Raw genomic sequence first — 26,486 nt, 5'->3', positions numbered from 1 at the left:
GTGAGCGGCGGATCCGACGGCACACGACGTGCCCACATCGATTTCCTGACGCCACATTCCAGGCAACACGCCGTCGGCGATCGCACCGCGATGCGACCGGCCGTCCGCTTGTCGCCGACGCGCGCAATTGCGTCACTCAGTCTCTTGTAAAATTGCAACGCCTCGCCGGCGAACCGACACATTCGTGGTCTCGCGCAACCTTCAGACAAGGTTGGCAGCAGAGTGTCCTCTACGTTCGCATTGGTATGAGGTCACATGCTGTTCAGTCGTGCGCAGATACAGCAACTGCTCAATAATCTGCTGGAGCTTGGGCCGCGACGCCTGATGGCCTTGGGATTGATCGGTTTCGCCGTTCTCGTCACCGTCGTGGGCGGCGCCTATTATCTGAGCCGGCCTGAATTCGAAACGCTCTATACCGGCCTTTCCCGCGAAGACGTGACGCGCATGGGTGCCGCGCTGCGCGAGCAAAACATCACCTTCGACGTCAACACCGCCGGCGACGCGGTCTCGGTGCGTCCGAGCCAGACCATGCAGGCGCGGATGCTGCTCGCCGAGAAGGGGCTGCCGACCAGCGCCAATTCCGGCTACGAGCTGTTCGACAAGATCGGTTCGCTCGGTCTGACCTCGTTCATGCAGGAGGTCACCAAGCTCCGGGCACTGGAAGGCGAAATCGCGCGCACGGTGCAGTTGATGAAGGGCGTGAAGGCGGCGCGGGTGCATATCGTGATGCCGGTGCGCGGGTCGTTCCGCGCGACGCAGCAGCCACCTTCGGCATCGGTCGTGCTGCGCACCGACGGCGCGATCGAGGCGCGCACGGCGCAGTCGATCCGTCATCTCGTCGCGGCGGCCATTCCGGGCATGAGCCGCGACAAGGTCACGGTGCTGGACGCCGACGGTTCGATGCTGCTTGCCGAAGAGGACGAGGCCACTGCTGCTCCGACCAAGATGGCGAGCCTGCAGAAGACGGTCGGCGGGATGGTGCAGGAGAACATCCGCAAGGCGCTGACGCCATATCTGGGCCTCGACAATTTCGAAGTGAGCGTTGCATCGCAGCTCTCCACCGACAAGCGGCAGACCAACGAAACCGTCTACGATCCGGAGAGCCGCGCCGAGCGCTCGGTGCGGAACGTTCGCGAGAACGAGAAGTCACAGAACGCGGACCGTTCGCAGCCGACCACGGTGCAGCAGAACCTTCCCGACCAGCAGGTGAACGCCGGCGGCACCAAGAATTCCAGCGAAGACAAGACCCGCCGCGAGGACGTCACCAATTTCGAGGTCTCGTCCAAGACCACGACGACGGTGAGCGACGGCTATTCGGTGAAGAAGCTGTTCATTGCCGTGCTGGTCAACCGCGGGCGGCTCATTGCCGACCTCGGCGACAAGAGCAACCAGGCCATCGTCGACAGCAAGCTCGCCGAGATCAGCCAACTCGCGGCCACGGCCGGCGGGCTGGACAAGGCGCGCGGCGACCAGATCCAGGTGACGGCCGTCGATTTCATCGAAGGCTCGCGCGAACTGGCGCCGGTGCCGCCGATCAGCTTCGTCGAGATGATCAACAAGCAGCTCGGCAGCGTCATCAACGCAGTCACGATCCTGGCCGTAGCTTCGATGCTGGTGTGGTTCGGACTTCGTCCTGCGGTCAATGGCATTCTGACCCACCGCGCGGCGCAGGAGCAGACCGAGGCGGCGGAAGCCGCCCAACTCGAGTCGGCCGCGGGCGCCCTTGCATTGGCGGATAGCGAGGAGGCCGAGCTCAACCTGGTCGAAGACCTCGAAGGCAAAATGCAGCGAACGCCGCAGAAGCGGCTGGAGCAGATCGTTCGTCTCGATCAGATGCAGGCGGCAGCGATCCTTAAAGACTGGATGCGACGCGAGGAGGCGGCATGAACGCGGCAATCGGAAAGCTCCTGACGCAGTTCGACACGAACGGGCGGGTCAAATCGCCTCCGCCTCCACCGCCGCCCAAAATCCAGGATGTGCTGACGAGGCCGAAGGAAGCCCGGCGCGAGCCTCAGCCGCAGCCTCAGACCCATTCGCAACCGCAATCGCAGCCGCAGCTTCAGTCGCCGCCCCCGGCGCCGAAGGCGGAAGCCCCGGCGGTCAATCTCCTGGACGATGCCTTTCGGCGCGGCCATGCGGCCGGCGTCGCGGAGGGCGAGTCCAGGATCGCCGAGGAAAGAGTTCGCAGCGCGATCCGGCTCGGCGAAGAGCGGGCCAAGTGGTCCGACCAGCAGGCGGTGGCGGTCGTCAGCGGCTTCGACACGGCTTGCCGCGAAATCGAGACCAACATTGCGAGCTCCGTTGCGCGGATATTGCTGCCATTCCTCGCCGACGCGGTCCGCGACAAGGCGATCGGGTCGCTGGTCGAGCAGATTGCGGCGCTAACCGGCAATTCGCCGGTGCCGGTGTTCAAGGTCACCGGCCCGAGCGAACTGCTCGACCTGGTGAAGACGCAGCTCGGGACGGCGCGGCGAACCGGCATCGAGTATGAGGCCGCCGATACATTCGAGGTTCGCGTCGTGGCCGACCAGACCGTGATCGAGACCCAGATCACGGCCTGGAGCGAGCGCCTGAAAGAGGCGCGCCGGTAGTCCGTCATGAATGAGGTCAAGTCAGAACTCGTCATCATCCGCCGGAGGAGCGCCTTCGACGACGAGAAGCCGCACGGCGGCGTCTGGAAGATCGCCTATGCGGACTTCATGACCGCGATGATGGCGTTCTTCCTGGTGATGTGGCTGATCAATGCGCTCAACCAGGATCAGAAGCAGGTGGTCGCGAGCTATTTCAATCCGATCAAGCTCGCGGAGAACGCACCTGCCCCGAAGGGGCTCAAGGATCTCTCCAAGAAGGAGCCGTCGTCGTTCGACGGCCAGGACGGCAGGCGCCAGCCGGGAGGACCGAGCGAGGAACGTCGCGGTGACTCTCCGACGGCCGAGAAGCCGCCCTTCTACGAGGAGAAGGTCCTGTTCCGCGATCCCTATACGACACTCGCCGAGATCGCCAGCAGCGCGAACCAGGCCTCGGGCCAGCGGCGCGCCGGCGCTTTGACGTCCGCCGAAGAGGATGGCCTCAAGGGAGGCGACGCCTACCGCGATCCGTTCGATCCCGGCTATTGGAAGCTTGCGCCGCAGGCACCCAAGGATGCCGATCGCATCATCGAGCCCAAGCCCGAGCTCAAGCCGAATGCGTCCGCGCGCGACACTGCGTCCGGCACAGGCGAGGGCGAGCCGCAGGCACGCCGAGCCAGGCAGGACGATGCCGGCGGAAGCGTGGCTCCGAACGCCGATGCGTCGTCCGCAAGCCTGTCGGCTCTGCTGCCGCCGGGGCCCGCGCCATCACAGGCCTCACGCGAAGGGAGCGCGCAGCCCGGCGCCCAGGCTGGTAATCAAGCCAATGCCGCCGCTCAGCCGCGTCCCAACGACACGACGAAGGAATCCGAGCCGCGCGACGCGGCTCAGGCCCAGCAATTAGCGGTCAACCAGCTTCAGTCGGCGATCGCGGACGCGCTGTCGGACGTCAAGGCTGGCGCCGGACCGGTGGCCGAGGTGCGTCAGGTCGAGGAAGGCCTGCTGATCAGCCTGACCGACGATGCCAACTTCGGCATGTTCGCGGTCGGCTCGGCTGAGCCGCGGCCCGAACTCATCCGGGTGATCGACAAGATCGGCCCGCTGCTGACGAAGCGTCCCGGCGTGATCATCGTCCGCGGCCACACCGACAATCGGCCGTACCGCTCGGAGGCCTATGACAACTGGCGGCTGTCGACGGCCCGTGCGCAGATGGCCTATTACATGCTGGTCCGCTCCGGTGTCGATGCGCAGCGCATCGAGCATGTCGAGGGTTATGCCGATCGGCGGCCGAAACTTCAAAACGATCCGGCGGCCGCGCAGAATCGCCGGATCGAGATCATGGTCCGGGAGAAGCGTCCTTGATCAGGCCGCTTCTCCGCGCCGCGCTCCTGATGCTGCTGCCGTTCACGGCGGCAGGCGCATTCGCCGAGCCGGCACCGATGCCGCCCCCGCTGGTATCGGCATCGGGCGAGCCATACGAGCTCGTTCGGGCGTTGCAGGCCGTGCAGGACGGCATCGCCAACGGCGATACCGCGGCGCACGGCAGCCACGGCGCATTGATCCGGCAGATCGGCGAAAAATTTCTCGCCGCCGATCCGGGCGTATGGAGTAATTCGCAGAACGGCCAAGCGGCCGTCATTTACCTACTTAGCGGCGGCGCGCCGCAAATCATTCGCAAGCTGCCGCGCGACAAGCTGAACGTCGATGGACGGCTGTTCGATGGCGCGCTTGCCTATGTCGAGGGTCGTCAGGACGAAGCGCGCGAACTGCTCAAGGACGTCAAGCCGCGGACGGTTCCGTCGGGCCTGGGCGGACAGCTCGCGCTGGTCCAGGGCGCGCTGTTCGCACGCGCCGAGGCATCGCTCGCAATCGAGCGTCTGGACGACGCGCGCTTGCTCTTGCCGGGCACATTGGTGGAGGAGGCCGCGCTGCGGCGCGAGATCCTGCTGGTCGGGCAAGCCGAGGATTTCGACAAGTTCGAGTTCCTGACGCTGGCCTATATCAGGCACTACCACAACTCGGTCTATGCCGGGGACTTCTGGCAGCGCTTTGCGACCGGCCTGACGCAGTCGAGCCTCGCGCTCGACGAGCGTCGGTTTGCGCGGATCACCACCCTGCTGGAGCAGATCGACCGCGCGAGCCGCCTCAAGCTCTATCTCGTGATCGCGCGGACCGCGATGGTGCGCGGAGGGCTGGCCGTGACCCGGCTTGCCGGCGAGCGTGCCCTGACACTCAGCGCCGATGCTTCGGCGGAGCGCGAGCGGGCGCATTTGTTCCGCGGCGTGTCGCGGGCGCTCGCCGACGAATATGACGGCGGTCTCGCCGAGTTGAAGGCGCTCGACCGGTCGAAGCTGCCCGAGCGCGACATTCCCTTTCTCAATGCAACGGTGCAGCTCGCACTCGACGTTCGCAAGCCGTTCGCTGGCGGATCCGCCGCCGCAGCCGACAAGTCTCCGGTCACGCCGGCGCGTCTCGACCTCGCGTCGTCGACCGCAACGCTTGCTCGCGCGCAGAAGCAACTCGGGGAACTCGAACTTCTCACCAGGGATCGCCGTCCATGACGAAGCTCAGTGGAACCTCCGGACAGGTCTTTTCGAGTCTCGCCGAAAGCCTCAACATGCGGGGCACATCGCGCTCCGGCAAGAGCGCCGGACCGAAGGCGCAGGCGGACTCCTCCTTCAACGATCTGCTGCACACCGTCTCGAGTCTCGCGAAGCGGGCGCTCAACGACGAGGGCGGCGACACGGCGGTGAAAGCCGGAACGCTGCGAACGCGCCTGGCGCATCAGAGCGGGAAGGACGACGCTAGCGACGAGACGGTGCACGACCGTGCCGCGGCAGCCGAAGAGCCCGGATCCAGGGAGAAACCCACCGAGAAATCGTCCGGGAAACATGGATTCCTCGATCCTACCGAGCAGGCCGACGTCCAGAGCCGATCGAGCATTGCCGGGATCATGGGGCAGGAGATCGTCGCCGGGCCGCCGGTCGTGATGCCGCAGATGCAAGCACCGGCCGGCGACAAGAAGGATGCGTCCGGGCGCGACGAGCGGTCTTCCACGACGAAGCGCGACGTTCAGGCCATGGGAACGGGAAAGGCGACGACCCCCGAGTTCGCGTCTCCCGCGGCTCCAACCACTGCGCACTCGCAGACCGCGGCGTCGCACGCGACGGCTACCGACCAGGCGACATCGCCGCAAGGCAGTGAGCCGTCGCAGAAGGCAACCGCACCCGGCTTCGACGCCGTCGCGGCCAATGTCGAGCGTGCTGCCAAGGTTTCGGCGCGGGACGCATTGCCCGGGACGACCAAGGTCACCGTAGTCCAGCAAGAGACTCATCTGCCGCCGGCGCAGTTCAACGCTCCGCAGCAGGTTGCCAACGCCGTTATCGCCGAGCTGAAAGAAGCTCCGGCACCGGTCTCCGCAGCTGCAGATGTTGCCGCGTCCCAAGCCAATGCGCCGGATCAGCCGCTCAAGATCCTGACCATCAATCTCGAGCCGCCCGCGCTCGGCAATGTCACCGTGCGCCTTCGTCTGGTCGGCAACGAGGTGTCCGTCCACCTTGCCGCCGCGCGCAAGGACACGAGCCAGATGCTGGATCAGCAGCGCGATTCGATCCGCGAACTGATGCAATCGGCGGGCTACGTCGCCGACATAGCACCCGTCCAGCACGGCTCGCTGGATGGTTTCCAGAGCGGCTCCGGCCAGTCGCAGCCGCAGCTTTCGGGCCAGCAACAGCCCTCGTCGCAGTCGCAAGGCACGTTCGACGGTACGAGCAATTCGTCGGGACAAGCCGACGGCGGCGCCAAGCAGGCCCGACAGGAGCGCCCGTCCAACCAGGAGACGCGTCATGATCAGGACGTGGCGCCGCAGATTCGTCGCGGCCCTGTTTATCTGTAACGCCGGCGCCGCGACTGCTGCGACCGACAATTCGCGCCCGTGCGAGCGCGAGATGGCGCGTGCGTCCCAGCAGCACGGAATTCCGCTCGGCATTCTCTACGCGGTCGGCCTGACCGAGACCGGCCGGCGCGGCGCGCTTCATCCTTACGCGCTCGGCGCCGATGGACAGACCGTATTCGCCAAAGACATGAACGACGCGATCGCCAACTTCGAAGCCATGCGAGCTAGGGGGATCAAGCTGATCGACCTCGGCTGCATGCAGATCAACCACTACTATCACGGCGACAAATTCGTCTCGGTCCGGGCGATGTTCGATCCCGCAGGGAATGTCGACTACGCCGCGCGCTTCCTGAAGGAGCTGAAGCAGCGCGAGGGCAGCTGGACCATGGCGGTCGCCCGCTACAATGCAGGCCCCAACAACCAGCCGGCGCAGAAGCGCTACGTCTGCCACATCGTCGCGCATCTCGTCTCGAGCGGCTTCGGCGCGTGGACCGACAAGGCGCGCTCGTTCTGTCAGCCCAAGACGAGCTGACGACATGAAGTTGTGCATGGTTTCTTACCATCAGCCCCGCGCAAGCAAAACCCATCATTGTAATTGCAACCTACTTAAGGAGCCCAATCCATGAGCCTCTATGGCATTATGCGTACCGGCGTTTCCGGGATGGCCGCGCAATCCAACAAGCTGTCGACGGTTTCGGACAACATCGCGAACGTCAACACCACCGGCTACAAGCGGGCTTCGACCGAATTCTCCTCGCTGATCCTGAAGAGCGGCTCCGGCAATTACGATTCCGGCGCCGTCGAGACCACCGTCCGCTACGCCATCAGCGACGCCGGACATACGCAATTCACCACATCGAGCACGGATCTTGCCGTTCAAGGCAACGGCTTCTTCGTGGTGTCCGACGCCACCAACACGCAGCAGTTCCTGACGCGGGCCGGCTCGTTCGTCCCGGACAGCCAAGGCAATCTGGTCAATGCGGCCGGCTACTACCTCCTCGGCCAGCCGGGGAAGGTGACTAATTTCTCACAGAACAGCCTGTCGGGAATGCAGATCGTGAACATCGCCCAGGTCTCGCAGGTGCCCGTGCCATCGACGGCGGGAACGCTCACCACCGGCAATCTGGATCCGACGGCAGCACTCATTGCCGGTCCGCCCGGTCCGGGCGCGTACTCGTCGAAAAGCTCGATCGTGGCCTACGACAATATCGGCCAGCCCGTTAAGGTCGATCTCTATATGTCCCATACCGCGACAGCGGCGGGCTTGGACACCTGGCAAATCCAAGCCTACAACTCGACGACGGGCGCCACGCTCGGCGCGACCGGAACTTATACCTTCGACACGACGACGGCCGGAAAGGGCGCGCTGGCCGCAGCGAGCGCCACGACGCTTGCATTTCCGGTAACCGGCGGCGCGACCGTGACCCTCGACTTGTCGAACATGACGCAGGTCGGCACCAACTTCAGCTTCAAGGCCACTGTCAACGGTAGCGTTCCGTCGGCCATCGATAAGGTCGACGTTGACCAGAACGGGTACGTGACCGCCGTGCTTAAGAACGGTCAGCAACTGACGCTCTACACGCTCATGCTCGCCGACGTGGCGAGCCCCGATAATCTGACGCCCGAGCCGGGCAACGTCTATTCGACCAACCAGAATTCGGGCAACGCCCAGGCCGCGAATGCCGGCACCGGTGGGCTTGGCACGATCCAGTCTGAAGCGCTGGAAGACTCCAACGTCGATCTCGCGGACGAGCTCACCGGGATGATCGAGGCACAGCGTGGCTTCACCGCGAACTCGAAATCGTTCCAGACCGGCGCCGACCTGCTCGACGTCGTCGTCAACCTGAAGCGCTGAATCCTTCTGCACTCGTCCCGGCCAAGAGTAGACCATGTCCCTTACCGCTGCTCTCGACTCCGCTCGCGCATCGCTCATGGCGTCGGGCATCCAGTCGTCGACGATCTCGCGCAACATCGCCGGTGCCAGTGCCGCCGGCTATTCGCGCAAGATCGCCGTATTGGACAATCTCCCCGGGGCCGGCGTTTACGTGGCGGCAATCCAGCGCGCCGCCAGCTCGGGGCTCTACGACAATGTCTTGACCGCAACCTCGACGTCGGCCAAGCAGAGCGCGATCCTTGACGGTCTCCAGAAGATCGCATCTGCCACGGTTGACGATCCGGAACTCGACCAGTCGCCGACGGCGCAGCTCAACGCGCTGAAGAAGGCGCTCCAGCAATATGCCAACGCCCCGGACAACACCACGCTGGCGCAGGCAGCGGTGACGTCCGCCAAGGACATGGCGATCGCGCTCAACCAGGCGACCCAAACCGTGCAGACGGTCCGTGAGGGCGCGGATGCCGACATGCAAACGTCGGTTCAGAACATCAATCGGTTGCTCTCCCAGTTCCAGACCGTCAACACCGCGATCGTGAAGGGGACGATCTCCGGCGACGACATCACCGACTACCTCGACCAGCGCGACAGCATCGTCTCGCAGATGTCACAGGAGGTCGGAGTGTCGATGTCGCTCCGTCCTAACGGGGACGCGGCGCTCTATACCGACAGCGGCGTCGTGCTGTTCGACAAGATAGCGCGAACGGTGAGCTTTGCGCCGACGAACGCCTATACGGCCGGCACCACCGGCAATGCCGTCTATATCGACGGCGTTCCGGTAACCGGCGCCAATTCCGTGATGCCGCTCAAGTCCGGCAAGCTTGCTGGCCTCGCGCAGCTGCGCGACAATGATACCGTTACTTACCAGAGCCAGCTCGACGAAATCGCGCGCGGCCTGGTCGATGCCTTTAAGGAGAGTGACCAGTCGCCTGTTCCGACGCTGCCCAACGTCCCCGGTCTCTTCACCTATCCCGGCGCGCCGGCGATGCCGGCGAGCGCCACCGTCTTGGTGGGCCTCGCTGGTACGATTTCCGTTGCTGCATCGGTCGATCCGGCCCAGGGCGGCAATCCCAATCTGCTGCGCGACGGTGCGATCAGCGGCAACGTCGCATACCAATACAATACCGTCGGCAATGGCGGTTACTCGGCCCGGCTGCAGCAGCTCATTGGCGCCATGGATGCGTCGCAGCCGTTCGATGCAACCACACAAGGCAAGCCGAACGGCAGCTTGATCGACTTCGCGTCGTCCTCGACGAGCTGGATCGAAAACCAGCGTAAGACCGCCGACTCTAACGTCACCTACCAGAAAACTTTGCTCGACCGCAGCACCGCGGCGCTGTCGAACGTCAGCGGCGTCAACATGGACGACGAGATGTCGTTGATGCTCCAGGTCGAACGCACCTATTCGGCCTCGTCGAAGATCATCTCGACCGTCGACGAAATGTTGCAGAGCCTGCTGGCTGCCGTGGGAAATTAAGTCATGATGAGCGCGAACTACATCTCGACCTTGATGCTATCGTCGTCGTTGAGGTCCTCGATCACCAACAATCAGGCCGCGCTGGCCAAGGCCTCGAAGGAAGCCACCACCGGCCGCTTCGCCGATGTCGGCCTCGAGCTTGGCGCCACGACGGGAGGCGACGTCACCCTGCGGGCGGATTTGAGCTTCGCCGATCAGCTCGTCGATACCAACGGGCTGGTCTCCGGACGCCTGGACATCACGCAGAGCCGAATCACCCAGCTTGGTTCGACCGCAACGGACTTCCTCAAGGACCTGATCGCGGCGCGCAGCACCGACGGCGGCGGGCGGATCATCCTGCCGCCTGCGTCCTCCAACCTGCAGGATCTGATTGGCGCGCTGAACGTCTCCTATAACGGCTCGTCTCTCTTCGCGGGCATCAACACGCAGACCACGCCGATCACGGCCTACACCGCCGGCTCGGCCAGCAAGAACCAGGTCGATGCCGACTTCCTTGCGACCTTCGGCTTCTCGCAATCATCGCCCAGCGTGAACACCATCACCCCGGCCCAGATGCAGACCTTCCTCGACGCCACCTTCGATGCGGAGTTCGCGAGCCCGGCCTGGAACACCAATTGGTCATCGGCGACCGACCAGGTGATGCAAAGCCGTATCTCCACGACCGAGATCGCAGATACCTCCGTCAGCGCCAATCAGACAGGTTTCCGCAAGCTCGCCGAGGCCTACACCATGATGGCGGATCTTGGGAACGCGAACCTGGACCAAGCGACGTTCCAAGTCGTCGTGGACAAGGCCATCGGCCTTGTCGGAAACGCCATCACTGACCTTGCGACCCTCGGCGGCGACATCGGCACGGTCCAGCAGCGGATCACCTCCGCAACCGACAAGCTGAAGACGCAGCAGGACATTCTGAACAATCAGATCGTCGGTATAGAGAAGGTGGACCCGACGGAAGCCTCCGTCAGGGTCAACACCTTGCAGACGCAGATCCAGACGGCACTTGCGCTCACCTCGCAGCTCCAGAAGATCAGCCTCATCAATTATCTCTGAGTCCAGCTCCTTCGTAAGGCGCGTAACCTTTGTCTTCGGTCTCCTGCGCAGAGTTGTCCTGATGACGTTTGAAGCCTATGAATCGGTCGTCGACGAGAGCGGCTATGAGGCGCGGGGCCGTGAGCGGCAGGCGCTCAGCCTCGGCATCGACCGGCTCGAGCGGATCCAGGAGGACCGCTTCAGCCTCGAGGATCTGGTCGAGAGCCTGCTCTATGTGCGGCGGCTGTGGACGATCTTCATCGAGGATCTCGCGCATCCGGAAAACGGGCTTCCGGAAAAGCTGCGCGCGGACATCATCTCGATCGGGCTTTGGGTGGTCAAGGAAGCCGATCGCCTTCGCGAAGAAAAGTCGAACGACGTGATCCAGCTCATCGAAATCAACCGCCTGATCCGAGACGCACTTTGATGAAGATATCCTTGCGTGCGGGCGAACGGGTCTACATCAACGGCGCGGTGCTGCGCGTGGACCGCAAGGTCTCCGTCGAGCTCGTCAATGACGTGATGTTCCTGCTCGAAGGGCAGATCATGCAGGCCTCCGACGCCACCACGGCGCTGCGGCAGCTCTATTTCATCGTCCAGCTCATGCTGATGAATCCAACCGATGTTCGGGATGCCTCGGCTCTCTACGGGCAGCATCATGCCGCTCTGCTCGCCGTGTGCGAGAGCCAGGAGATGCTGGTCGGGCTTGGTGCGGTCGACGACCTGGTCGGGGCGAGCCGTTACTTCGAGGCGCTCAAGCGGATTCGAGCACTGTTTCCGGTGGAGCAGGCCATCCTGGCCGGCGCCAAGATCAATTCCCCATTCGAGGCTGCCTGACAGCGGAGAGCGACATGAACGTCACCAGCGCGACCGATAGCACCAGCAAGTCGTCCAGTTCGACCAGCTCGACGACGTCGAGCACCGGCGTCGACTACAACACGTTTCTTCAGCTCCTCGTCGCGGAGATGAAGAATCAGGATCCGACCAATCCGATGGATACCTCGCAGTACATGAGCCAGTTTGCGCAGCTCTCGTCGGTCGAGCAGGCGATGCAGACCAATAACAAGCTCGACGCTCTACTGTCTTCGCAGTCGCTGTCGCAGGCCAATGGACTGATCGGAAAGACCGTCAGCTTCACGGACTCGACCGGAGCAAGCTTCAGCGGCAAGGTCGCTTCGGTCTCCATCAACAGCGACGGCTCCATCGCGACACTCGAGAACGGTACGAAAGTCGCGATCGGCCCCGGTCTCACGATCAGCCAGTCATGAACGAACGGGATGCCCTCGACATCGTCCAGGCGGCGATCTGGACCATCATCGTCGCCTCCGGGCCTGCCGTCGGTGCCGCGATGTTGGTCGGCACCATCATCGCGCTGATCCAGGCGCTGACCCAGATCCAGGAGGTGACGCTGACCTTCGTTCCGAAGATCATCGTCATTCTCGTGGTCGTTGCCATCTCCGGCTCCTTCATCGGAGCCCATCTCTCCACCTTCACCGAGATGGTCTATTCGCACATCGAGCGCGGCTTCTGATCCGGGCGGTCCCGGCCGCCTCTGCCACCCCTGCCACCACCCCCGCGTAAGCTTTGCACGGCAGATTACGGGCCGGATCCTCCGCCGGTGACCCATGACGGATACGTTAGCCGCTAGCCTGCCGACCCCGCGACGATTGGGCGCCGACGCCTTTTTCGCAGGCGGCATCGTGGCCATGCTCACGATCCTGTTCCTGCCCATACCGCCGATCCTGATCGATCTCGGCCTCGCATTCTCGATCGCGCTGTCGGCGCTGATCCTGATGGTCGCGCTGTGGATCCAGCGGCCGCTCGATTTCTCGGCCTTCCCGACCGTGCTCCTGATCGCGACGATCCTGCGGCTTGCGCTCAACGTCGCAACGACCCGTCTCATCCTGTCGCGCGGCGGGGAGGGCGAAAACGCCGCGGGCCATGTCGTTGCCGGTTTCTCGAAGTTCGTCATGGGTGGTGACTTCGTCATCGGCCTGATCATCTTCGCGATTCTGGTCACGGTGAACTTCGTCGTGATCACGAAGGGCGCAACGCGTATCGCCGAAGTCGGCGCCCGTTTCACTCTGGATGCCATCCCCGGCAAGCAGATGGCGATCGACGCGGATCTGTCCGCGGGCCTGATCGACGACAAGGAGGCCCAGCGCCGGCGGCGCGAGCTGGAAGAGGAGAGCGCGTTCTTCGGCGCCATGGACGGCGCCTCGAAATTCGTCCGCGGCGATGCCGTCGCCGGCCTGATCATCACCGCGATCAACATTTTCGGCGGTATCATCATCGGCGTGACGCATCACGGATTGACGCTGGCACGCGCCGCCGACGTCTACACCAAGCTCTCCGTGGGCGACGGTCTGGTAACGCAGATGCCCGCGCTGATCGTGTCGCTGTCGGCGGGCCTGCTCGTCTCGAAGGGCGGCACCAGAGGTTCGGCCGAGCAGGCGGTGTTGCGCCAGCTCGGCGGCTATCCGCGCGCGGTGTCGGCCGCCGCGCTGATGATGTTCGTGCTCGCCTTGATGCCGGGGCTGCCGACGGCGCCCTTCCTGCTGCTCGGCGGCGTCATGGCTTTCGTCGGATACTCGCTGCCGAGGCGGCAGGCAGCCCTGAAGCAGAAGGAAGATGCTCGCAAGGCCGACGAACGCGCCCAGGTCGATGCCAAGGAGTCCGTCAAGGAATCGCTCAAGACCGCGGAGATCGAGCTGGCGCTCGGGGGCCACCTCTCGGTCCATCTGCTGGGCTCGCGCAACGAGCTGGCGCACCGCGTGGCCAAGATCCGCAAGAAGTTCGCCAAGCAGTACGGCTTCGTGGTTCCCGAGATCAAGCTCACCGACAATTTGTCGATCGATCCCAAGGGATACCAGATCCGAATCCACGACACCCGCGTCGCCCAGGGCGAGCTCAGGCTCGGCGAAGTGCTGGTGCTCGTCGACAAGGATGGCAAGCCCGACGTTCCCGGCGAAGAGGTGATCGAGCCGGCCTTCGGCATGAAGGCGCTGTGGGTGACGGACGCGTTCACCGACGAGGTCAAGCGCCAGGGCTGCAAGCCGGTCGACAATCTCTCGGTGCTGCTCACGCATCTGAGCGAAGTGATCAGGGCCAACCTCGCCCAGCTCCTGTCCTACAAGGACATGCGCGGCCTGCTCGACCGGCTCGATCCCGAATACAAGCGCCTGGTCGAGGATCTCTGCCCGTCGCAGATATCGTATTCGGGGCTGCTGGCGATCCTGAAGATCCTGCTGGCCGAGCGCGTGTCGATCCGCAACCTTCATCTGATCCTCGAAGCCATCGCCGAGATCGCGCCCCATGTGCGGCGCTCCGAGCAGGTGGCAGAGCATGTGCGTACACGTCTTGCCCAGCAGATTTGCGGCGATCTCACCGACAACGGCGTGCTCAACGTGGTCCGTCTCGGCAACCGTTGGGATCTCGCGTTCCACCAGAGCCTGAAGCGCGACGCCAAGGGCGACGTCGTCGAATTCGACGCCGATCCGCGCCTGATCGAGCAGTTTGCGACCGAAGCCAGCGCCGCGATCCGCAAGTTCACCGAGAACGGCACCAGCGTGGTGCTGGCGGTGACCCCGGAAGCGCGTCCCTATGTCCGGATGATCCTGGAGCGGGTCTTTCCGACCCTGCCGATCCTGTCGCATGTCGAGGTCGCGCGCAGCACCGAGATCAGGGCCCTCGGAGCCATATCGTGATCAGCGGCCTCACCGATAGCGTGCTGGTGACGTTCATCGTGTTCTGCCGCATCGGTGCCTGCCTGATGCTGGTGCCCGGCTATTCCAGCGTCAACGTTCCGGCCCAAGTCCGCTTGTTCGTCGCGCTCGTCACGACGTTTGCGCTGACGCCGATCCTGATCGCCGTCCTGAAACCACTTACGGACAACGCGGCGCCGCTGACCCTCGTGCTGCTGATCTGTTCCGAGCTCGTGGTCGGCAGCGTCATCGGGCTCGGCGGTCGCGTGTTCTTTCTCGCACTCCAGACCATGGCCACCGTGATGGCCAGCGCAATCGGGTTGAGCAACATCCCGGGGACGCCGGTCGGCGACACCGATCCGGCGCCGGCCCTGGTGCCGCTGATCATGACGTCCGTCACCACGCTGTTCTTCATGACCGACCAGCACTGGCAGGTCCTGCGCGGCCTGATGAACTCCTACGACGTCTGGCATCCCGGCGACCGGCTCGGCGGCAGCATGCCGCTCGACCAGCTCGTCGGAAGGCTGTCGGAGGCATTCGTGCTGACGCTGCGGATCGCCAGCCCTTTCATCGTCTATTCGGTCGTCGTCAACCTGGCGGTCGGCCTGATCAACAAGCTGACGCCGGCGATTCCGGTCTATTTCATCTCGGTACCGTTCGTGCTGTTCGGTGGCTTCCTGCTGCTCTACCTCACCAGCGACGAGCTCTTGACGCAATTCATGCTTGGCGTCTCCTCGTGGCTGGCGGAGTGATCGGCCATGACGTCGCGCGCGGACAAGCTCGGCCGGATGGTCTCGCTCGTGAAGCTCCAGCTCCGGCTGTCAGAGTGGCAGCTCGCGCATCTGCGGCAGCAGGAGCGCAGCTTGCAGGATGAACAGGAATGGCTGGTCGGAACTCTCAACGAGGGCAAGCCGCCAGCGGGATCATCGAGCGAATCGGTCGCGCGGCGTCTGACCAGAACCAGCGTCGGCGCGCGCGTGGTTCAGGCGCAGGCCTCGCAGCAGCTCGACCAGGTTCGCGCGGAGAGCCGCCGTGTGAAGCAGTTCGAGCAGGTCGCGAAGGCGGCGCTCGCGGACAAGCTTCGCGACGCCGAGAAGCGATCGCTCGAGGAAATGACGGGAACAAGCCTCACCGTGCGCGAGTGGACGCCACGGCAAGCCAATCGGACCAAGACATGATCGTGACAGCGATACCCGACCTCGTTCTCGACGTCCTCGATGCTGCCGATCCCGTGACGCAGCGCGCGGCCACCGCGAAGCTCGACGCGTTGAAATCATCGGACGCGGATTTCGCCGCCACGATGGACGCGGAGGTCGGCAAGGCGAAGGCCAAGACGGCTGCTGCCGATCAATCCGCGACGAAGGTTTCGGAACCGCAGTCGGGCGCGGTGAACGGGGCGCCGGTGCAGGTGATCAAGGCGCCGGCATCCGGCGAGGTGTACCGCAAGTTCGAGGCCTTCATCCTCCAGACCTTCGTCGAGACGATGCTGCCGAAGGAGTCCGAGGAGGTCTTCGGGAAGGGCACGGCGGGCGGCGTCTGGAAGTCGATGCTGGCGGAGCAACTTGGTGCGCAGTTGGCAAAGGGCAAGGGCATTGGCATTGCCAAGCAGCTTGCTGCCGCGCATCCGGCGGGACCGGACGCTACGGGCAAGGCCGGATGATGATTCGGGAATGGGTGACAGAAGTTGAAGGGTGAATTTCCTATGCAGGCACAAGAAGGCGCGGCGGCCATGGTGATGGAGCAGCCGGCCGTGGACACCGAGGCGATGACGACGGCGGCCATGTCGGGGGATGCCCTGTTGCCCGTGCTGCTGCCGAATGTCGGTGGCGAGGTGGCGAACGACGGTGCGGAGGCGGCGAGATCGGACGAGGTGCGCGGCCTGTTGGCTGCGATCCGCCGGCTCGAAGGCATCGTCGAAGAGGAGACGGCTGCGCTCGCGACGGGCAAGAAGATCGACTTCGACGAGTTCAGCGCTCGGAAGAGCCGGAGCATGCTGGAATTCGTCCGCCTGATGCGGGCACGAATGCACCTCGGCGGCGAGCTCGAGATCACCGAGGAGGTCCAGCGGCTGCGCGAGAAGCTCGAGCGAAACCGTTCCATCCTCGAAATGCATTACGATGCGGTGCGTGAGGTTGCGACCATCATCGTCAAGGCCATCAAGGACGCCGAATCGGACGGCACCTATACCGGTCGCGCAGCACAGGACGGAAAATGATCAGACTCGTGCTGGCCGGGCTCTGGGTATGCATCCTCACCGCGGGAACGAGCTATGCCGTGGCCTATTGGAAGGAAAATGGCAGCCTGCTGCCGGCAAAGGACGAATATCTTGACGGGCTGCAGTACCAGAAGACGCGGGCGCTGAGCGTGCCGATGGTCGAGAGTGGCAACGTGCAGGGCTACATCGTCGCGCGCTTCGTCTATACCGTAGAGGCGCGGACCATGCACCAGCTCAACGTTCCGCCCGAGCCGTTCGTCGTCGATGAAGCCTTCCGCAGGATCTATGCCGACGACCGCCTCGATTTCAGAAAACTCGCCCGTTACGACCTCTCCATCCTCACGACGGCCATCAAGCAGCGTGTCAACGAGCGAATGCAGGCCGAAGTCGTCCAGGACGTCCTTGTCGAGGACTTCAATTACGTGCCGAAGGAAGAATTCCAGCAGAAGCCCTAGGACATTAACGGTTCTGATTGAATCAGAAGCGAGCCTCTAGAATATACTTACAGGCGAGCCGCAGCGCCGGTACTGCCGCGCTCTATTCGCCGTTGACGTCAGAAACTACAACGGCCTCTGCGAAGGTGGTTCGCAGAGGCCGTTGTCGGTTTCGTGGCAGCGCCCTGCCGATCAGTTTCCGGCCGGATACGCCACTGGGGCGGTATGCGCCCTGTTCAGCAGGATGCCGACTTCGTCGAGCTCCTGCATCGGCACGTCGATGGTCTCGCCGGCCGGGATGTCGAGGCGGTATCCGACGTAACGCCGGGCCACGATCGCATCGAAGCCGAGCCGGTCGCGGAGCTTCTTGCGCAGTTTGCTGACGTGGCTCTCGATCACGCTCTCGTCGAATGTCGCTTCGAAGATGCCGTAGACCGCGTTGAAGATCTGCGTCTTGGTGACCCACTTACCGTGGTTGCTGACCATATATTCGAGAATGCGCAGTTCGCGGCGGGGCAGGGTGAGGGCGTGGCCAGCGATCTCGGGGTCACGTCCGTTGAAGAAGACCTGGATCCTGGTCTCGCAGGGCCTCGGCAGTTCCCCGACCCGGCGACGCGCAATCGCGGCCGTTCGGGCGAGGATCTCGCGGAGGTGAATCGGCACGTGGACGACGTCATCGACGCCCGACTCGAAGAGCTCCAGCGTGTTCTTGAGCATCTTCTGGCCGCTCATGGCGATGATAGGGGCCGAGGAGCGCTTGCGCATCGCCCGCGGCAGGCTTCCGCGGGTGTCGCAATCCCCGAGGAGGAAGGCGTCCACCGCGGCCAGATCCGATTCACTCGCAGATTGCAGCCAGTCCCAGAATTCTCCGGAGGAGAAGCCGATCGACGATACACCTTCGCGAACGAGCCCTCCGACATAGCTGTTCGTGACGCTCTCGCGATCATCAACGATAATATACATCAGTCGCCCCTGTTTCGCACTTGTTTCGGCCGGTTGTTTGTTGTGATGCCCGGCTCGGCAACTGTGCTGTTTGACGATATTCCATCCCGCGAACCGTTATTATGGTTTCGATATTCGCGGGCAGCCCTACGCATTCAGTGCCTGCGTCTCGCAGGCCTGCTACTTCGACTCGATACTGAACGCTTACTGCGTGAGGCTCGGCGGGTGTCTTGCGGATCACCTCGCGGAGCGGATTGAGAAAGCGACCTAGAACAGTTGCGCCAAGTTGCTCATTGCATCCGAACGCTACTGTACTGTGTCAATCCCCTCGCCAACTGGCGAGAATCACTTGAGTAGGACCGTAACAATTGCCGATTTCCGATCAAGCGTGCGCAACTAAGCGTTTGCTACACGTGCTTGATGCTGTTGGTTTGGTTCGAGTTGTTTCTTTGTATATTCAATCGCATCAGTTGATTTGGAATTCGAACTAGTTTTGCACCCTGGCGGTTCTAAAGTTCCGCATCCCCGTATGATTACAGACATTTTGGGTGGTGCTGCGCTTAACGCACATCGGTGGGTTTTCAACCCGGGATTGACTCTCGTCATCGTCTGCCCACATGCGACAATTCGACTCATGTATGGCGAGGCGACTCCAGCTTGGCGAAATCTTGGCGAGGGTGTGTCTTTCGAGTCGCACTCTCGCCACGTGCGTGACGCGTTTGACTCATGTGACGTCGCATCGCGCGTGATGAAAAGTTTTCGATGCGTACGTTTCAGGCAAGCTTCGGCAACTAATGTCACCGTTCGACAGATCGAACCGAACGGAGCATTCTCGCATGTTGTCCGATGGACAAGCTCGTCCCAACGCGACCGCCGATGTTTCCGCAGCGGCGAAACCGGCTGCGGAGACGCGCGATGCCAGAGACAATGTGGCGCCGACGGCCAAGCCTTTTGCAAATACCCAGTCTTTTGCAAATACCAAGCCCACTGCAAATACCAAGCCTGCCGCGAATACCAAGCCCGCTGCGAGCACCAAGCCCGCGTCGGCAGCAGCGAACGATGAAACTCTGGCGAAAGAGGCGCTCGAGGGTCTGAAGCGTATTCGCGCCAAGGCGCGCCTCGACAAGATGGCAATCTCCAAGCCTACGCCCATCGTGATCAAGCCGGCCGTGATCGTGGCCAAACCGCCGCCGCCGCGCCCGACATGGGTCGTGCCGCTCGCGACATTGGCGGTTGCTGCGATCCTGGTCGTCTGTGCCTGCACCGGCGTGATCGCCTATCTCACCACGCAGCCCGCCCAGAGCAACGTCGCGGCCAATACTGAGATCAGGAACCTGCGCGAGACGGTGGCGCAACTGCGCAGGCAGGTGTCGGGCGTGTCCGACAATCTCGACGGCCTGCGCACCGCGGTCGATCAATCGAGCAAGGCGACCAATGACCGTTTTGGCCGGTTTGGCGAAAATCTGGATCGCATCGAACGGGTGAGTTCGTCCTCTACGGTGAAGCTCGACAAGCTTGCCCAGGTGCAGGCCCAGGCTCCGGCGCCCGTCGCCACACAGCCAATGCCAATGATGGCCTCGGCCGCTACGCCCGAGATCACGGGATCGGTAGCACCGTCCGAGCGCATCTCGGCGCCGCGCAAGACGGTCAAGGGCTGGTCGGTCCGCCAGGCCTATGAGGGGATTGCGATCCTGCAAGGCCCGAACGGCGTCGTCGAGGCGGTGTTGGGACAGCAGGTGCCCGGCCTTGGCCGTATCGAGGAGATCAAAAACGAGAACGGACGTCTGGTGGTCGAGTCCAGCGGGGGCGTCATCTATTCGTCACGCAAGGCCACGCCCTGATCGAGGGCCACTTCTATTTGCGGTGATGCTCGAAGCTAGTGCATAGCAGATCGACCTCCGCCTCCGCGATCGGCGCCCGAAACAGGCGGCAGCTGAACTCGGCCGTCGTCCTGCTGTCCGTGGTGGTGCGATCTTCGCGGAGGAAGATGCATCGCTTGCAGACGTCGGTATGGTGCCGCTGTTCGGCCGCGTCCGACTGATCCAGCACGTGGCGGAGCGCGTCGCGGAAGCTGACCTTCGCCTCGCCCTCGAGCACGGCGATGGCCTCGACGAGGACGTTGACGGGGTCGCGCACCAGGAACTTCTTGCCCTGTTGTGTCACGCTCAGCATCACCGACCGCTTGTCCTGGGCCGAGCGCTTTCGCTCGAGATATCCGAGCCGCTCCAGCTCGCCGATGATGAACGAGGCGGTACCACGCGTGGTGCCGACGTAACTCGCGAGCGCCGACGGCGTCCTGGAAAACCGGTTGGCGCGGGAAAGGAAACGCAGCGCCATCCACTCGCGGTCACGCAAGCCGTGCTTGGTGCCTTCGAACCACAGGATCCGGGCGACCTGTTCCAGCAGTTCAATCGATTCGCGAGCCAAGTTCATTTCAATTCCAGGTCGGTAAATCTTAATTCAATTGAGCTTTTGGTAGCGCAATCCGGGCGGCGGATAAGGAGGATCCCCAAAGAGGTGGAACCTTCCGGTCGTGGAACTAGAGCGTCGCGAAGAAAGTTCGAGTAAATCGCCCGGCTCAACTCTTCTGAAAATTTCAGTCAAATGACCCCGGAGTACGCGCAAATTCCGATAGCGTGGGATGTGCGTGCAACATGATGTGTCGTTGCGACCACCGCAAAGCCCATTTATTGCGTGATGCGCTTCGAATCGCGCGAGCAGGCCGGCAGAAAGGGGCGCGAGCGAACCACCGTTTGCGGTTAATGGATGTTGCGTTGCAATGCGGCCAAGCGGTTAAATCGAAATAGGATCGAGCCCGGGAATGCCAGAGTGTCGTCCGTGATCGAGCAAGTGAAGCCGTTCAGCGTCAAGCGCGCAGCATTGGCCGCCACCGTCGGCAACATGCTCGAATTCTACGACTTCATCACCTACAGCTTCTTCGCCATCCAGATCGGCCATACCTTCTTCCCGACGGGAAGCGAGTACGGCAGCCTGATGCTGTCGCTGGCGACTTTCGGCGCCGGCTTCGTGACGCGGCCGATCGGCGGAATCGTGCTTGGGATCTATTCCGACCGGATCGGCCGGCGGCCTGCCATGCTGCTGAGCTTTGCGCTCATGGGGCTATCGATCCTGACTATCGCGCTCACGCCGTCCTATCAAACGATCGGCCTTGCAGCGCCCGTCATCGTGATCGCGGCGCGTATGGCGCAAGGCTTTGCTCTGGGCGGGGAGGTTGGACCGACCACCGCCTATCTGATCGAGATCGCTCCGCCCGAGCATCGCGCGCTGGTGGTGGCCTGGCAGCCGGCGAGCCAGGAGATCGCCGCGACCGCGGGCGCGCTCGTCGGCGTCATCCTGAGCAGGACGATGGCGCCGGAGATGCTCGACGCCTATGGCTGGCGGGTGGCGTTTCTCATCGGGGCGGTGTGCCTGCCGTTCGGCTTCTGGATGCGCCGGACGCTGCCCGAGACGATCCCGCAGGCCGAAGCCGGTGCCGGCACCGTCGAGCACACCAGTCATCTTTCGCAGGCGAGACGGCACCTTGGCATCATCGGACTTGCGTTGATGATCCTGGCAAGCGGCACGATCTCGACCTACGTCACCCAATATATGACGACCTATGCGCAGAATACGCTGCACGTGTCATCGACCCTGGCTTTCACCGTGTCGCTGGTCAGCAACGGCATCCAGTTCGTTGGCGCGCTGGTCGGGGGCTGGCTGGCGGATCGTCTCGGTCGCAAGCCGGTGATGATCTGGCCGCAGCTCGCAACGCTGCTGCTGACCTACCCGACCTTCCTGTGGATCGTCCATGCGCCCGGCGCGTTGTCGCTCCTGGTTGGTTTCGGTGTCCTGTCCGTCATCGGCTCGCTGCCGTTCACCGCGTTCTACGCGACCTTCACCGAGGCGCTGCCCCAGAACATCCGCGGCGGCGTGTTCGCGACCGTCTATGCGGTCGCGATCGCGAGCTTTGGCGGGACGGCGCAGCTCGTGGTCACCTGGCTCCTCCACGTCACCGGCAATCCGCTGGCGCCGGCCTGGTACCTGCTGCTTGCGGCGATCGTCGGACTTGGCGCAATGAGCCTCATGCCCGAGACTGCGCCGGTGAAACAGCGTCAGAATAAGATCTGAAAACAAGCCCCGAAAGTGGCGCGCTCGCAGGCTGGTGATTTGCGTTTCACCGGCAATTATTGGCGAATGCGCGCCTGAAGGATCAGGGCCGCGCATCAGGAAGGATTAACCGATGAGTATCGAAACCACCATGACATCCGACGTCGTCGGGCTGACCAAGGTCGCCCCGGTCTCGCGCCGCGGATTCATGAGCGCCACCGCGGCCGTCGCCGCCGGCTACACGCTTGCGGCCGGGCCCGTGCGCGCCGAGGCGATCACGACCGACACCAGTGGCTTCCAGACCGGGGACGCCAAGATCAAGGTCGGTTCCGAGGAGATGCCTGCGTATTTCGCCCGCCCCGCCGGCGACACCAAGGCGCCGGTGATCATCGTGGCGATGGAGATTTTCGGCCTGCACGAATACATCAAGGACGTGACGCGGCGCCTTGGCAAGCTCGGCGCGTTCGCGATCGCGCCCGACTACTATTTCCGTAAGGGCGTCGATTTGACCAAGGTCACCGAGATCAAGGACCTGCTGCCGATCGTCAATGCCAAGCCGGACGCCGAGCTGCTGTCCGATCTCGATGCGACGGTGGCGTGGGCGGGATCGCAAGGCGGCGACACCGGTAAGCTCGGCATCATCGGCTTCTGCCGCGGCGGGCGCACAGTCTGGGAATATGCCGCTCACAGCGGCAGCCTCAAGGCCGGCGTCGCCTTCTACGGTCCGCCGGTCGATCCAGCCAATCCGCTGTGGCCGAAAAGCCCGATGCAGCTCGCGCCCGAGATGAAGGCACCGGTGCTCGGCCTCTATGGCGGCGCCGATACCGGCATTCCCGTCGCCCAGGTCGAGCAGCTCAAGGCAGCCTTGGAGCAGAACAAGAAGACAGCCGAGTTCAAGATCTATCCGGAAGCGCCGCACGGCTTCCATGCCGACTACCGCGGCAGCTACCGCAAGGACGCCGCAGAAGATGCCTGGAAACAGGCGCAGGCCTGGTTCAAGAAGTATGGCGTCCTGAGCTGACGCTGATTTTAGAAGGGCGGCCCGAGCGGCCGCCCTTCTATTTCAAGGCGTCGATCTCACTTCACCATCGCGCCATAAACGATGTCCTGAACCTGTTCGCGATAATATTTCCGCAGCTCGCCCGGCGCCGCCGTTCCCACCACGACCACGAGACGCTCCTTGGGGTCGCAGAAGAATTGCGTTCCGTACGCGCCATTCCAGGTGAACTCGCCGGGATTGCCGGGGACTGACGACAATCCCTCGCTGGTGCGGACCGCGACTGCGAGGCCAAAGCCGAAGCCGGCGCGATGCGGCTCGATGTTCGCCACGTTGTTCTTGATCTCCGGGCCGAGATGATTGGTCGTCATGTGATGCACGGTCCTGGGACCGAGGATGCGCTGGCCGTCGAGGTCGCCGCCGTTGAGCAGCATCTGTCCGAAGCGGATGTAGTCGCCGACGGTCGCGAACGAGCAGGCGCCGCCACAGTCGAATTTTGTCGGCGTGTCCAAAAGCTTGATGGCTTGCGGCTTGCCGGTAAGCGGATCGTTGGCGAACGGGCGGGCGAGGCGAGGGCGCTGTGCGTCGGTCGGGTGGAAGGTCGCGTCCTTCATGCCGAGCGGCTGCCAGACGTTGGCGGCGAGATAGTCGCCGAGCTTCTGCTCGCTCACCTTCTCGACGACGGCGCCGAGCACGTCGATCGAGAAACCGTATTCGAACTCGGTCGAGGGCTGATGCGCCAGCGGCAGCTTTGTGATGCGATCGATGAAGGCCTGAGTGTCACCTTCGATCGCTGGCGCGGTGCCTTCCGGATATTGCCGTGCCACCGGGCTCGCGCTGTCCGGGCGGCCGCCATACATCAGGCCAGACGTGTGTCGGTACAGGTCGTGAATGAAGATCGGTGATGCCTGCGGTTCGAGCTTCAATGAACCGTCGGCCTGCTGAACGCCGACCTTCATGTCGGCAAAGCCGGGATAATAGTCGGACAGCTTGGCCTGGAGCGGCAGCTTGCCCTGCTCCATCAATGTCAGGCCCGCGACTGCGGCCATCGGCTTGGTCATCGAAGCCAGGGCGAAGATCGCGTCGATAGGCATCGGCGTGCCCTTGTCCGGATCCAGCATACCGTAGGCCTTGTAGTGCACGAGCTTGCCGTCACGGGCGATCGCGACGACCGCACCGGGGACCCGCTTGGCGGCGATCTCACGTGCGAAGAAATTGTCGAGCCGTGCAAGCCCTTGTTTTGAGAAGCCGGCGTCGTCTGGACTAGCTTCGGGCAGCGGTGCGGCGCGTGCTGCGCCGAACGTGATGGCGGCAGCGGTTGCGGCGATCATGGCAATGTTCTTCATGGAATCCTCCCAAGCTCGGGCTCGTTATGCATTGGCCCGCTCGGTGATTAGATCACGACCGCACCGGCGCGAAGTCAAGCGCGGGCAGGGCATGTCTAGGACGCCGGGAATGCCGGAGCCCTATCCTCCTTCCTCCGCTTGCCACAACGCCTCGAGGGCGTGGCGGTAGGTCGGATAAGCAAGCGTGACGCCGAGCTCGCGCTTCATTTTCGCGTTGGAGACGCGGGCGCTGCTCGCATAGAAGCTGCGGGCCATCGCCGACATCTCGGCGGTCTCGAACGGCTCTTCCGGCGGCGGTGCAACGTTCATCAGCTTCGCCGCGTAAGCGATCACGTCCTGCGGCGGCGCCGGCTCGTCGTCGCAGACGTTCCACGTGCCGCCGCTCGGGTGATGAATCGCGGCCATGATCGCGCTCGCGATGTCGTCGACGTGGATGCGGTTGAACACCTGTCCCGGCTTGATGATGCGCCGGGCCGTTCCAGCGCGCAGCGTCACCAGCGCGTTACGGCCGGGGCCATAGATACCCGCAAGCCGCAGGATCGCGGCGTCGCCACCGGTCGTGTCGGTCCACGCCTGTTCCGCCGCGACCCGCATGCGCGTGCGGTCGAGGTCCGCCTTCGGCGGCGTGCTCTCATCGACCCAGCCGCCGGCGTGACCACCATACACGCCGATCGTGGACAAATAGACGATCTTGCGCTCGCCGCCCGCAGCCAGCAGGCCGGAGAAGGCCGCGATTGCCGGATCGCCGGCGCTGTCGGGCGGGATCGAAACGAGAAGGGCATCCGCGTCTCTCATACGTTCGATCGTCTCGCGTGCCGAACTGCTGCCGGAGAAAGCATGCACCTCGACGCCGGCGAGAGCGCCCCGCTGCGCGGGATCGCGCACCGTGCCGGCGATATGCGAGAAGCGGCCACCGAACAGGCGGACGAAGTGCTGCGCACTGTAGCCGAGGCCAAGGATAAAGAGCCGCATACATCTTCCTTGCAGGTCGGAGTTCCCGTTCGCGCCGCAGCGCGCCTCCGCTCATAAGAGATTTTTGGGTCCGGCAAAAGATATTGCAATTTGTCTCGTCCGCCTGTGCAGGCGATGGTCGCTCGTCGGGAGGGACGTATAGATCATGCAGGCAGAAGCGCCCGCCATAAGGCCATGTGACGCCGCCGAGCTGATCCGCCGCGCCGCCGCGCTGATCTTCGACGTCGACGGTACCTTGGCTGAGACCGAAGAGCTGCATCGGCAGGCCTTCAACCATGCCTTCGCCCGCCACGGTCTCGACTGGCAATGGGACCGGGCCGTCTACAAGGATCTGCTGCGGGTCACGGGCGGCAAGGAACGGATCCGCGCCCACCATGAAAGGCTGAGGATGGCCGCGCCATTATCGGATGTGGACATCGCGGAACTCCACCGCATCAAGACCGCGCATTATGCCGAACTGGTCGAAACCGGCTGCTGCCCCTTGCGGCCCGGGGTGACGGATCTCCTCGCTGCTGCCAAGGCGCGCGGCCAGCGGCTCGCGATCGCGACGACCACGTCGCACGGCAACGTCGATGCGCTGCTGTCGCAGGCTTTGGGAAAGCGCTGGGCCGCGGATTTTGATGCGATCGTCGCCGGGGATGATGTGCCGCACAAAAAGCCTGCGCCGGATGTCTATTTCGAGATCCTGCTGCGGCTGAAGCTCAACGCACCCGACTGCGTCGCGATCGAGGATTCCGCCAACGGGCTGATCGCAGCCGCGCGGGCGAACATTCCCGTGCTCATCACCAGAAGCATGTTCTTCCGGGACGACAATTTTAGCCAGGCGCGGGTCGTGCTGGATGACCTGTCTGGGCTCGGGGTGAGGCGCCAAAACAAAAAAACTGAAAAACAACCCCATGCACAGTAGAAT

The 26,486-nt window shown here is 63.5% G+C and carries 27 protein-coding genes; 23 read left to right on the top strand and 4 right to left on the bottom strand.

Annotated elements, in window-relative coordinates; translation table 11 throughout:
* The first annotated feature begins 255 nt into the window (after window positions 1-255).
* From fliF to IVB41_RS11840, 19 genes are all read left to right on the top strand, one after another.
* Entirely contained in the window at window positions 256-1,887 is a 1,632-nt protein-coding gene (fliF, locus tag IVB41_RS11930) for a flagellar basal-body MS-ring/collar protein FliF (protein WP_027519855.1), read from the top strand.
* Window positions 1,884-2,591 (top strand): hypothetical protein, encoded by a 708-nt coding sequence (locus tag IVB41_RS11925; RefSeq protein WP_247431248.1) that lies wholly within the window; start codon window positions 1,884-1,886, stop codon window positions 2,589-2,591. The genes fliF and IVB41_RS11925 overlap by 4 nt, the downstream gene beginning before the upstream one ends.
* A gap of 6 nt (window positions 2,592-2,597) precedes the next feature.
* A complete protein-coding gene (locus IVB41_RS11920) occupies window positions 2,598-3,929 on the top strand; it encodes a MotB family protein (RefSeq protein WP_027570487.1) in 1,332 nt (443 codons plus the stop codon).
* Complete coding sequence (locus IVB41_RS11915) at window positions 3,926-5,128, top strand: chemotaxis protein (RefSeq protein WP_247401336.1); 1,203 nt, start codon at window positions 3,926-3,928, stop codon at window positions 5,126-5,128. The genes IVB41_RS11920 and IVB41_RS11915 overlap by 4 nt, the downstream gene beginning before the upstream one ends.
* Complete coding sequence (locus IVB41_RS11910; RefSeq protein ID WP_247431245.1) at window positions 5,125-6,462, top strand: flagellar hook-length control protein FliK; 1,338 nt, start codon at window positions 5,125-5,127, stop codon at window positions 6,460-6,462. The genes IVB41_RS11915 and IVB41_RS11910 overlap by 4 nt, the downstream gene beginning before the upstream one ends.
* Complete coding sequence (locus IVB41_RS11905; RefSeq protein WP_247358372.1) at window positions 6,413-6,994, top strand: transglycosylase SLT domain-containing protein; 582 nt, start codon at window positions 6,413-6,415, stop codon at window positions 6,992-6,994. Before IVB41_RS11910 ends, IVB41_RS11905 begins: the two co-directional genes overlap by 50 nt.
* Before the next feature lie 90 nt (window positions 6,995-7,084).
* The gene (locus IVB41_RS11900) at window positions 7,085-8,317 is read left to right on the top strand and encodes a flagellar hook protein FlgE (protein ID WP_027570491.1); all 1,233 of its coding nucleotides are present in this window, start codon (window positions 7,085-7,087) and stop codon (window positions 8,315-8,317) included.
* A 34-nt stretch (window positions 8,318-8,351) separates the two neighbouring features.
* On the top strand, window positions 8,352-9,830 hold the full coding sequence (flgK, locus tag IVB41_RS11895) for a flagellar hook-associated protein FlgK (RefSeq protein WP_247287761.1): 1,479 nt from the start codon (window positions 8,352-8,354) through the stop codon (window positions 9,828-9,830).
* 3 nt (window positions 9,831-9,833) lie between these two features.
* The gene (locus IVB41_RS11890; protein ID WP_247431242.1) at window positions 9,834-10,880 is read left to right on the top strand and encodes a flagellar hook-associated family protein; all 1,047 of its coding nucleotides are present in this window, start codon (window positions 9,834-9,836) and stop codon (window positions 10,878-10,880) included.
* Between the two features lie 61 nt (window positions 10,881-10,941).
* A complete protein-coding gene (flaF, locus tag IVB41_RS11885; protein WP_027570494.1) occupies window positions 10,942-11,286 on the top strand; it encodes a flagellar biosynthesis regulator FlaF in 345 nt (114 codons plus the stop codon).
* Entirely contained in the window at window positions 11,286-11,696 is a 411-nt protein-coding gene (flbT, locus tag IVB41_RS11880) for a flagellar biosynthesis repressor FlbT (protein WP_247431240.1), read from the top strand. Before flaF ends, flbT begins: the two co-directional genes overlap by 1 nt.
* A gap of 14 nt (window positions 11,697-11,710) precedes the next feature.
* The gene (flgD, locus tag IVB41_RS11875; RefSeq protein WP_247287763.1) at window positions 11,711-12,127 is read left to right on the top strand and encodes a flagellar hook assembly protein FlgD; all 417 of its coding nucleotides are present in this window, start codon (window positions 11,711-11,713) and stop codon (window positions 12,125-12,127) included.
* Window positions 12,124-12,390, top strand: a complete 267-nt coding sequence (fliQ, locus tag IVB41_RS11870) for a flagellar biosynthesis protein FliQ (protein ID WP_008130649.1) — start codon at window positions 12,124-12,126, stop codon at window positions 12,388-12,390. The genes flgD and fliQ overlap by 4 nt, the downstream gene beginning before the upstream one ends.
* Window positions 12,391-12,484: 94 nt before the next feature.
* A complete protein-coding gene (flhA, locus tag IVB41_RS11865) occupies window positions 12,485-14,566 on the top strand; it encodes a flagellar biosynthesis protein FlhA (protein WP_247358374.1) in 2,082 nt (693 codons plus the stop codon).
* Window positions 14,563-15,315 (top strand): flagellar biosynthesis protein FliR, encoded by a 753-nt coding sequence (gene fliR / locus IVB41_RS11860; protein WP_027570497.1) that lies wholly within the window; start codon window positions 14,563-14,565, stop codon window positions 15,313-15,315. The genes flhA and fliR overlap by 4 nt, the downstream gene beginning before the upstream one ends.
* A gap of 6 nt (window positions 15,316-15,321) precedes the next feature.
* Window positions 15,322-15,741: a hypothetical protein gene (locus tag IVB41_RS11855; protein ID WP_247431237.1), complete on the top strand. Its 420-nt coding sequence runs from the start codon at window positions 15,322-15,324 to the stop codon at window positions 15,739-15,741.
* Complete coding sequence (locus tag IVB41_RS11850; RefSeq protein WP_247431234.1) at window positions 15,738-16,223, top strand: rod-binding protein; 486 nt, start codon at window positions 15,738-15,740, stop codon at window positions 16,221-16,223. Before IVB41_RS11855 ends, IVB41_RS11850 begins: the two co-directional genes overlap by 4 nt.
* 42 nt (window positions 16,224-16,265) lie before the next feature.
* Complete coding sequence (locus IVB41_RS11845; RefSeq protein ID WP_247431231.1) at window positions 16,266-16,778, top strand: flagellar biosynthesis protein FlgN; 513 nt, start codon at window positions 16,266-16,268, stop codon at window positions 16,776-16,778.
* Window positions 16,775-17,233, top strand: a complete 459-nt coding sequence (locus tag IVB41_RS11840; RefSeq protein ID WP_247431228.1) for a hypothetical protein — start codon at window positions 16,775-16,777, stop codon at window positions 17,231-17,233. Before IVB41_RS11845 ends, IVB41_RS11840 begins: the two co-directional genes overlap by 4 nt.
* A 171-nt stretch (window positions 17,234-17,404) precedes the next feature.
* On the opposite strand, the gene IVB41_RS11835 is transcribed toward IVB41_RS11840, so the two are convergent.
* On the bottom strand, window positions 17,405-18,175 hold the full coding sequence (locus IVB41_RS11835; protein WP_007595845.1) for a response regulator transcription factor: 771 nt from the start codon (window positions 18,173-18,175) through the stop codon (window positions 17,405-17,407).
* A gap of 815 nt (window positions 18,176-18,990) precedes the next feature.
* Between IVB41_RS11835 and IVB41_RS11830 the strand changes: the two genes are divergently transcribed.
* Entirely contained in the window at window positions 18,991-19,995 is a 1,005-nt protein-coding gene (locus IVB41_RS11830; RefSeq protein ID WP_247431225.1) for a hypothetical protein, read from the top strand.
* A 13-nt stretch (window positions 19,996-20,008) separates the two neighbouring features.
* Here IVB41_RS11830 and IVB41_RS11825 read toward each other — a convergent pair whose 3' ends face one another.
* Window positions 20,009-20,587 carry a MarR family winged helix-turn-helix transcriptional regulator gene (locus IVB41_RS11825; protein ID WP_027570502.1) on the bottom strand — a complete coding sequence of 193 codons (579 nt, stop codon included), beginning with the start codon at window positions 20,585-20,587 and terminating at the stop codon, window positions 20,009-20,011.
* Window positions 20,588-20,992: 405 nt separating this feature from the next.
* Between IVB41_RS11825 and IVB41_RS11820 the strand changes: the two genes are divergently transcribed.
* Together IVB41_RS11820 and IVB41_RS11815 are read left to right on the top strand one after the other, a co-directional pair.
* Complete coding sequence (locus IVB41_RS11820; RefSeq protein ID WP_247432829.1) at window positions 20,993-22,282, top strand: MFS transporter; 1,290 nt, start codon at window positions 20,993-20,995, stop codon at window positions 22,280-22,282.
* A gap of 112 nt (window positions 22,283-22,394) precedes the next feature.
* Window positions 22,395-23,282: a dienelactone hydrolase family protein gene (locus IVB41_RS11815; protein WP_247431222.1), complete on the top strand. Its 888-nt coding sequence runs from the start codon at window positions 22,395-22,397 to the stop codon at window positions 23,280-23,282.
* A 56-nt stretch (window positions 23,283-23,338) separates the two neighbouring features.
* Here IVB41_RS11815 and IVB41_RS11810 read toward each other — a convergent pair whose 3' ends face one another.
* Window positions 23,339-24,604, bottom strand: a complete 1,266-nt coding sequence (locus IVB41_RS11810) for a serine hydrolase (RefSeq protein WP_247431219.1) — start codon at window positions 24,602-24,604, stop codon at window positions 23,339-23,341.
* A 120-nt stretch (window positions 24,605-24,724) separates the two neighbouring features.
* Window positions 24,725-25,576, bottom strand: a complete 852-nt coding sequence (locus IVB41_RS11805) for an SDR family oxidoreductase (protein ID WP_247431216.1) — start codon at window positions 25,574-25,576, stop codon at window positions 24,725-24,727.
* 145 nt (window positions 25,577-25,721) lie between these two features.
* On the opposite strand from IVB41_RS11805, the gene IVB41_RS11800 reads away from it, so the two are divergent.
* Window positions 25,722-26,483 (top strand): HAD family hydrolase, encoded by a 762-nt coding sequence (locus tag IVB41_RS11800; protein ID WP_247431213.1) that lies wholly within the window; start codon window positions 25,722-25,724, stop codon window positions 26,481-26,483.
* Window positions 26,484-26,486 lie beyond the last annotated feature (3 nt).

It is taken from the genome of Bradyrhizobium sp. 44, from assembly GCF_023073095.1.
In the GTDB taxonomy this organism is placed as follows: Bacteria; Pseudomonadota; Alphaproteobacteria; order Rhizobiales; family Xanthobacteraceae; genus Bradyrhizobium.
This window is presented reverse-complemented; position numbering and strand designations above follow the sequence as displayed.

Excerpts from the sequence above, each read along its gene's own strand:
- IVB41_RS11815 (WP_247431222.1), top strand. The coding sequence starts at position 22,395 with ATGAGTATCGAAACCACCATGACATCCGACGTCGTCGGGCTGACCAAG.
- IVB41_RS11835 (WP_007595845.1), bottom strand. The coding sequence starts at position 18,175 with ATGTATATTATCGTTGATGATCGCGAGAGCGTCACGAACAGCTATGTC.
- IVB41_RS11830 (WP_247431225.1), top strand. The coding sequence starts at position 18,991 with ATGTTGTCCGATGGACAAGCTCGTCCCAACGCGACCGCCGATGTTTCC.
- IVB41_RS11890 (WP_247431242.1), top strand. The coding sequence starts at position 9,834 with ATGATGAGCGCGAACTACATCTCGACCTTGATGCTATCGTCGTCGTTG.
- IVB41_RS11910 (WP_247431245.1), top strand. The coding sequence starts at position 5,125 with ATGACGAAGCTCAGTGGAACCTCCGGACAGGTCTTTTCGAGTCTCGCC.
- flhA (WP_247358374.1), top strand. The coding sequence starts at position 12,485 with ATGACGGATACGTTAGCCGCTAGCCTGCCGACCCCGCGACGATTGGGC.
- flgK (WP_247287761.1), top strand. The coding sequence starts at position 8,352 with ATGTCCCTTACCGCTGCTCTCGACTCCGCTCGCGCATCGCTCATGGCG.
- IVB41_RS11900 (WP_027570491.1), top strand. The coding sequence starts at position 7,085 with ATGAGCCTCTATGGCATTATGCGTACCGGCGTTTCCGGGATGGCCGCG.
- IVB41_RS11905 (WP_247358372.1), top strand. The coding sequence starts at position 6,413 with ATGATCAGGACGTGGCGCCGCAGATTCGTCGCGGCCCTGTTTATCTGT.
- flbT (WP_247431240.1), top strand. The coding sequence starts at position 11,286 with ATGAAGATATCCTTGCGTGCGGGCGAACGGGTCTACATCAACGGCGCG.
- flgD (WP_247287763.1), top strand. The coding sequence starts at position 11,711 with ATGAACGTCACCAGCGCGACCGATAGCACCAGCAAGTCGTCCAGTTCG.
- IVB41_RS11855 (WP_247431237.1), top strand. The coding sequence starts at position 15,322 with ATGACGTCGCGCGCGGACAAGCTCGGCCGGATGGTCTCGCTCGTGAAG.
- IVB41_RS11800 (WP_247431213.1), top strand. The coding sequence starts at position 25,722 with ATGCAGGCAGAAGCGCCCGCCATAAGGCCATGTGACGCCGCCGAGCTG.
- IVB41_RS11845 (WP_247431231.1), top strand. The coding sequence starts at position 16,266 with ATGCAGGCACAAGAAGGCGCGGCGGCCATGGTGATGGAGCAGCCGGCC.
- IVB41_RS11925 (WP_247431248.1), top strand. The coding sequence starts at position 1,884 with ATGAACGCGGCAATCGGAAAGCTCCTGACGCAGTTCGACACGAACGGG.
- IVB41_RS11840 (WP_247431228.1), top strand. The coding sequence starts at position 16,775 with ATGATCAGACTCGTGCTGGCCGGGCTCTGGGTATGCATCCTCACCGCG.
- fliQ (WP_008130649.1), top strand. The coding sequence starts at position 12,124 with ATGAACGAACGGGATGCCCTCGACATCGTCCAGGCGGCGATCTGGACC.
- IVB41_RS11805 (WP_247431216.1), bottom strand. The coding sequence starts at position 25,576 with ATGCGGCTCTTTATCCTTGGCCTCGGCTACAGTGCGCAGCACTTCGTC.
- flaF (WP_027570494.1), top strand. The coding sequence starts at position 10,942 with ATGACGTTTGAAGCCTATGAATCGGTCGTCGACGAGAGCGGCTATGAG.
- IVB41_RS11825 (WP_027570502.1), bottom strand. The coding sequence starts at position 20,587 with ATGAACTTGGCTCGCGAATCGATTGAACTGCTGGAACAGGTCGCCCGG.
- fliF (WP_027519855.1), top strand. The coding sequence starts at position 256 with ATGCTGTTCAGTCGTGCGCAGATACAGCAACTGCTCAATAATCTGCTG.
- IVB41_RS11810 (WP_247431219.1), bottom strand. The coding sequence starts at position 24,604 with ATGAAGAACATTGCCATGATCGCCGCAACCGCTGCCGCCATCACGTTC.
- IVB41_RS11850 (WP_247431234.1), top strand. The coding sequence starts at position 15,738 with ATGATCGTGACAGCGATACCCGACCTCGTTCTCGACGTCCTCGATGCT.
- IVB41_RS11920 (WP_027570487.1), top strand. The coding sequence starts at position 2,598 with ATGAATGAGGTCAAGTCAGAACTCGTCATCATCCGCCGGAGGAGCGCC.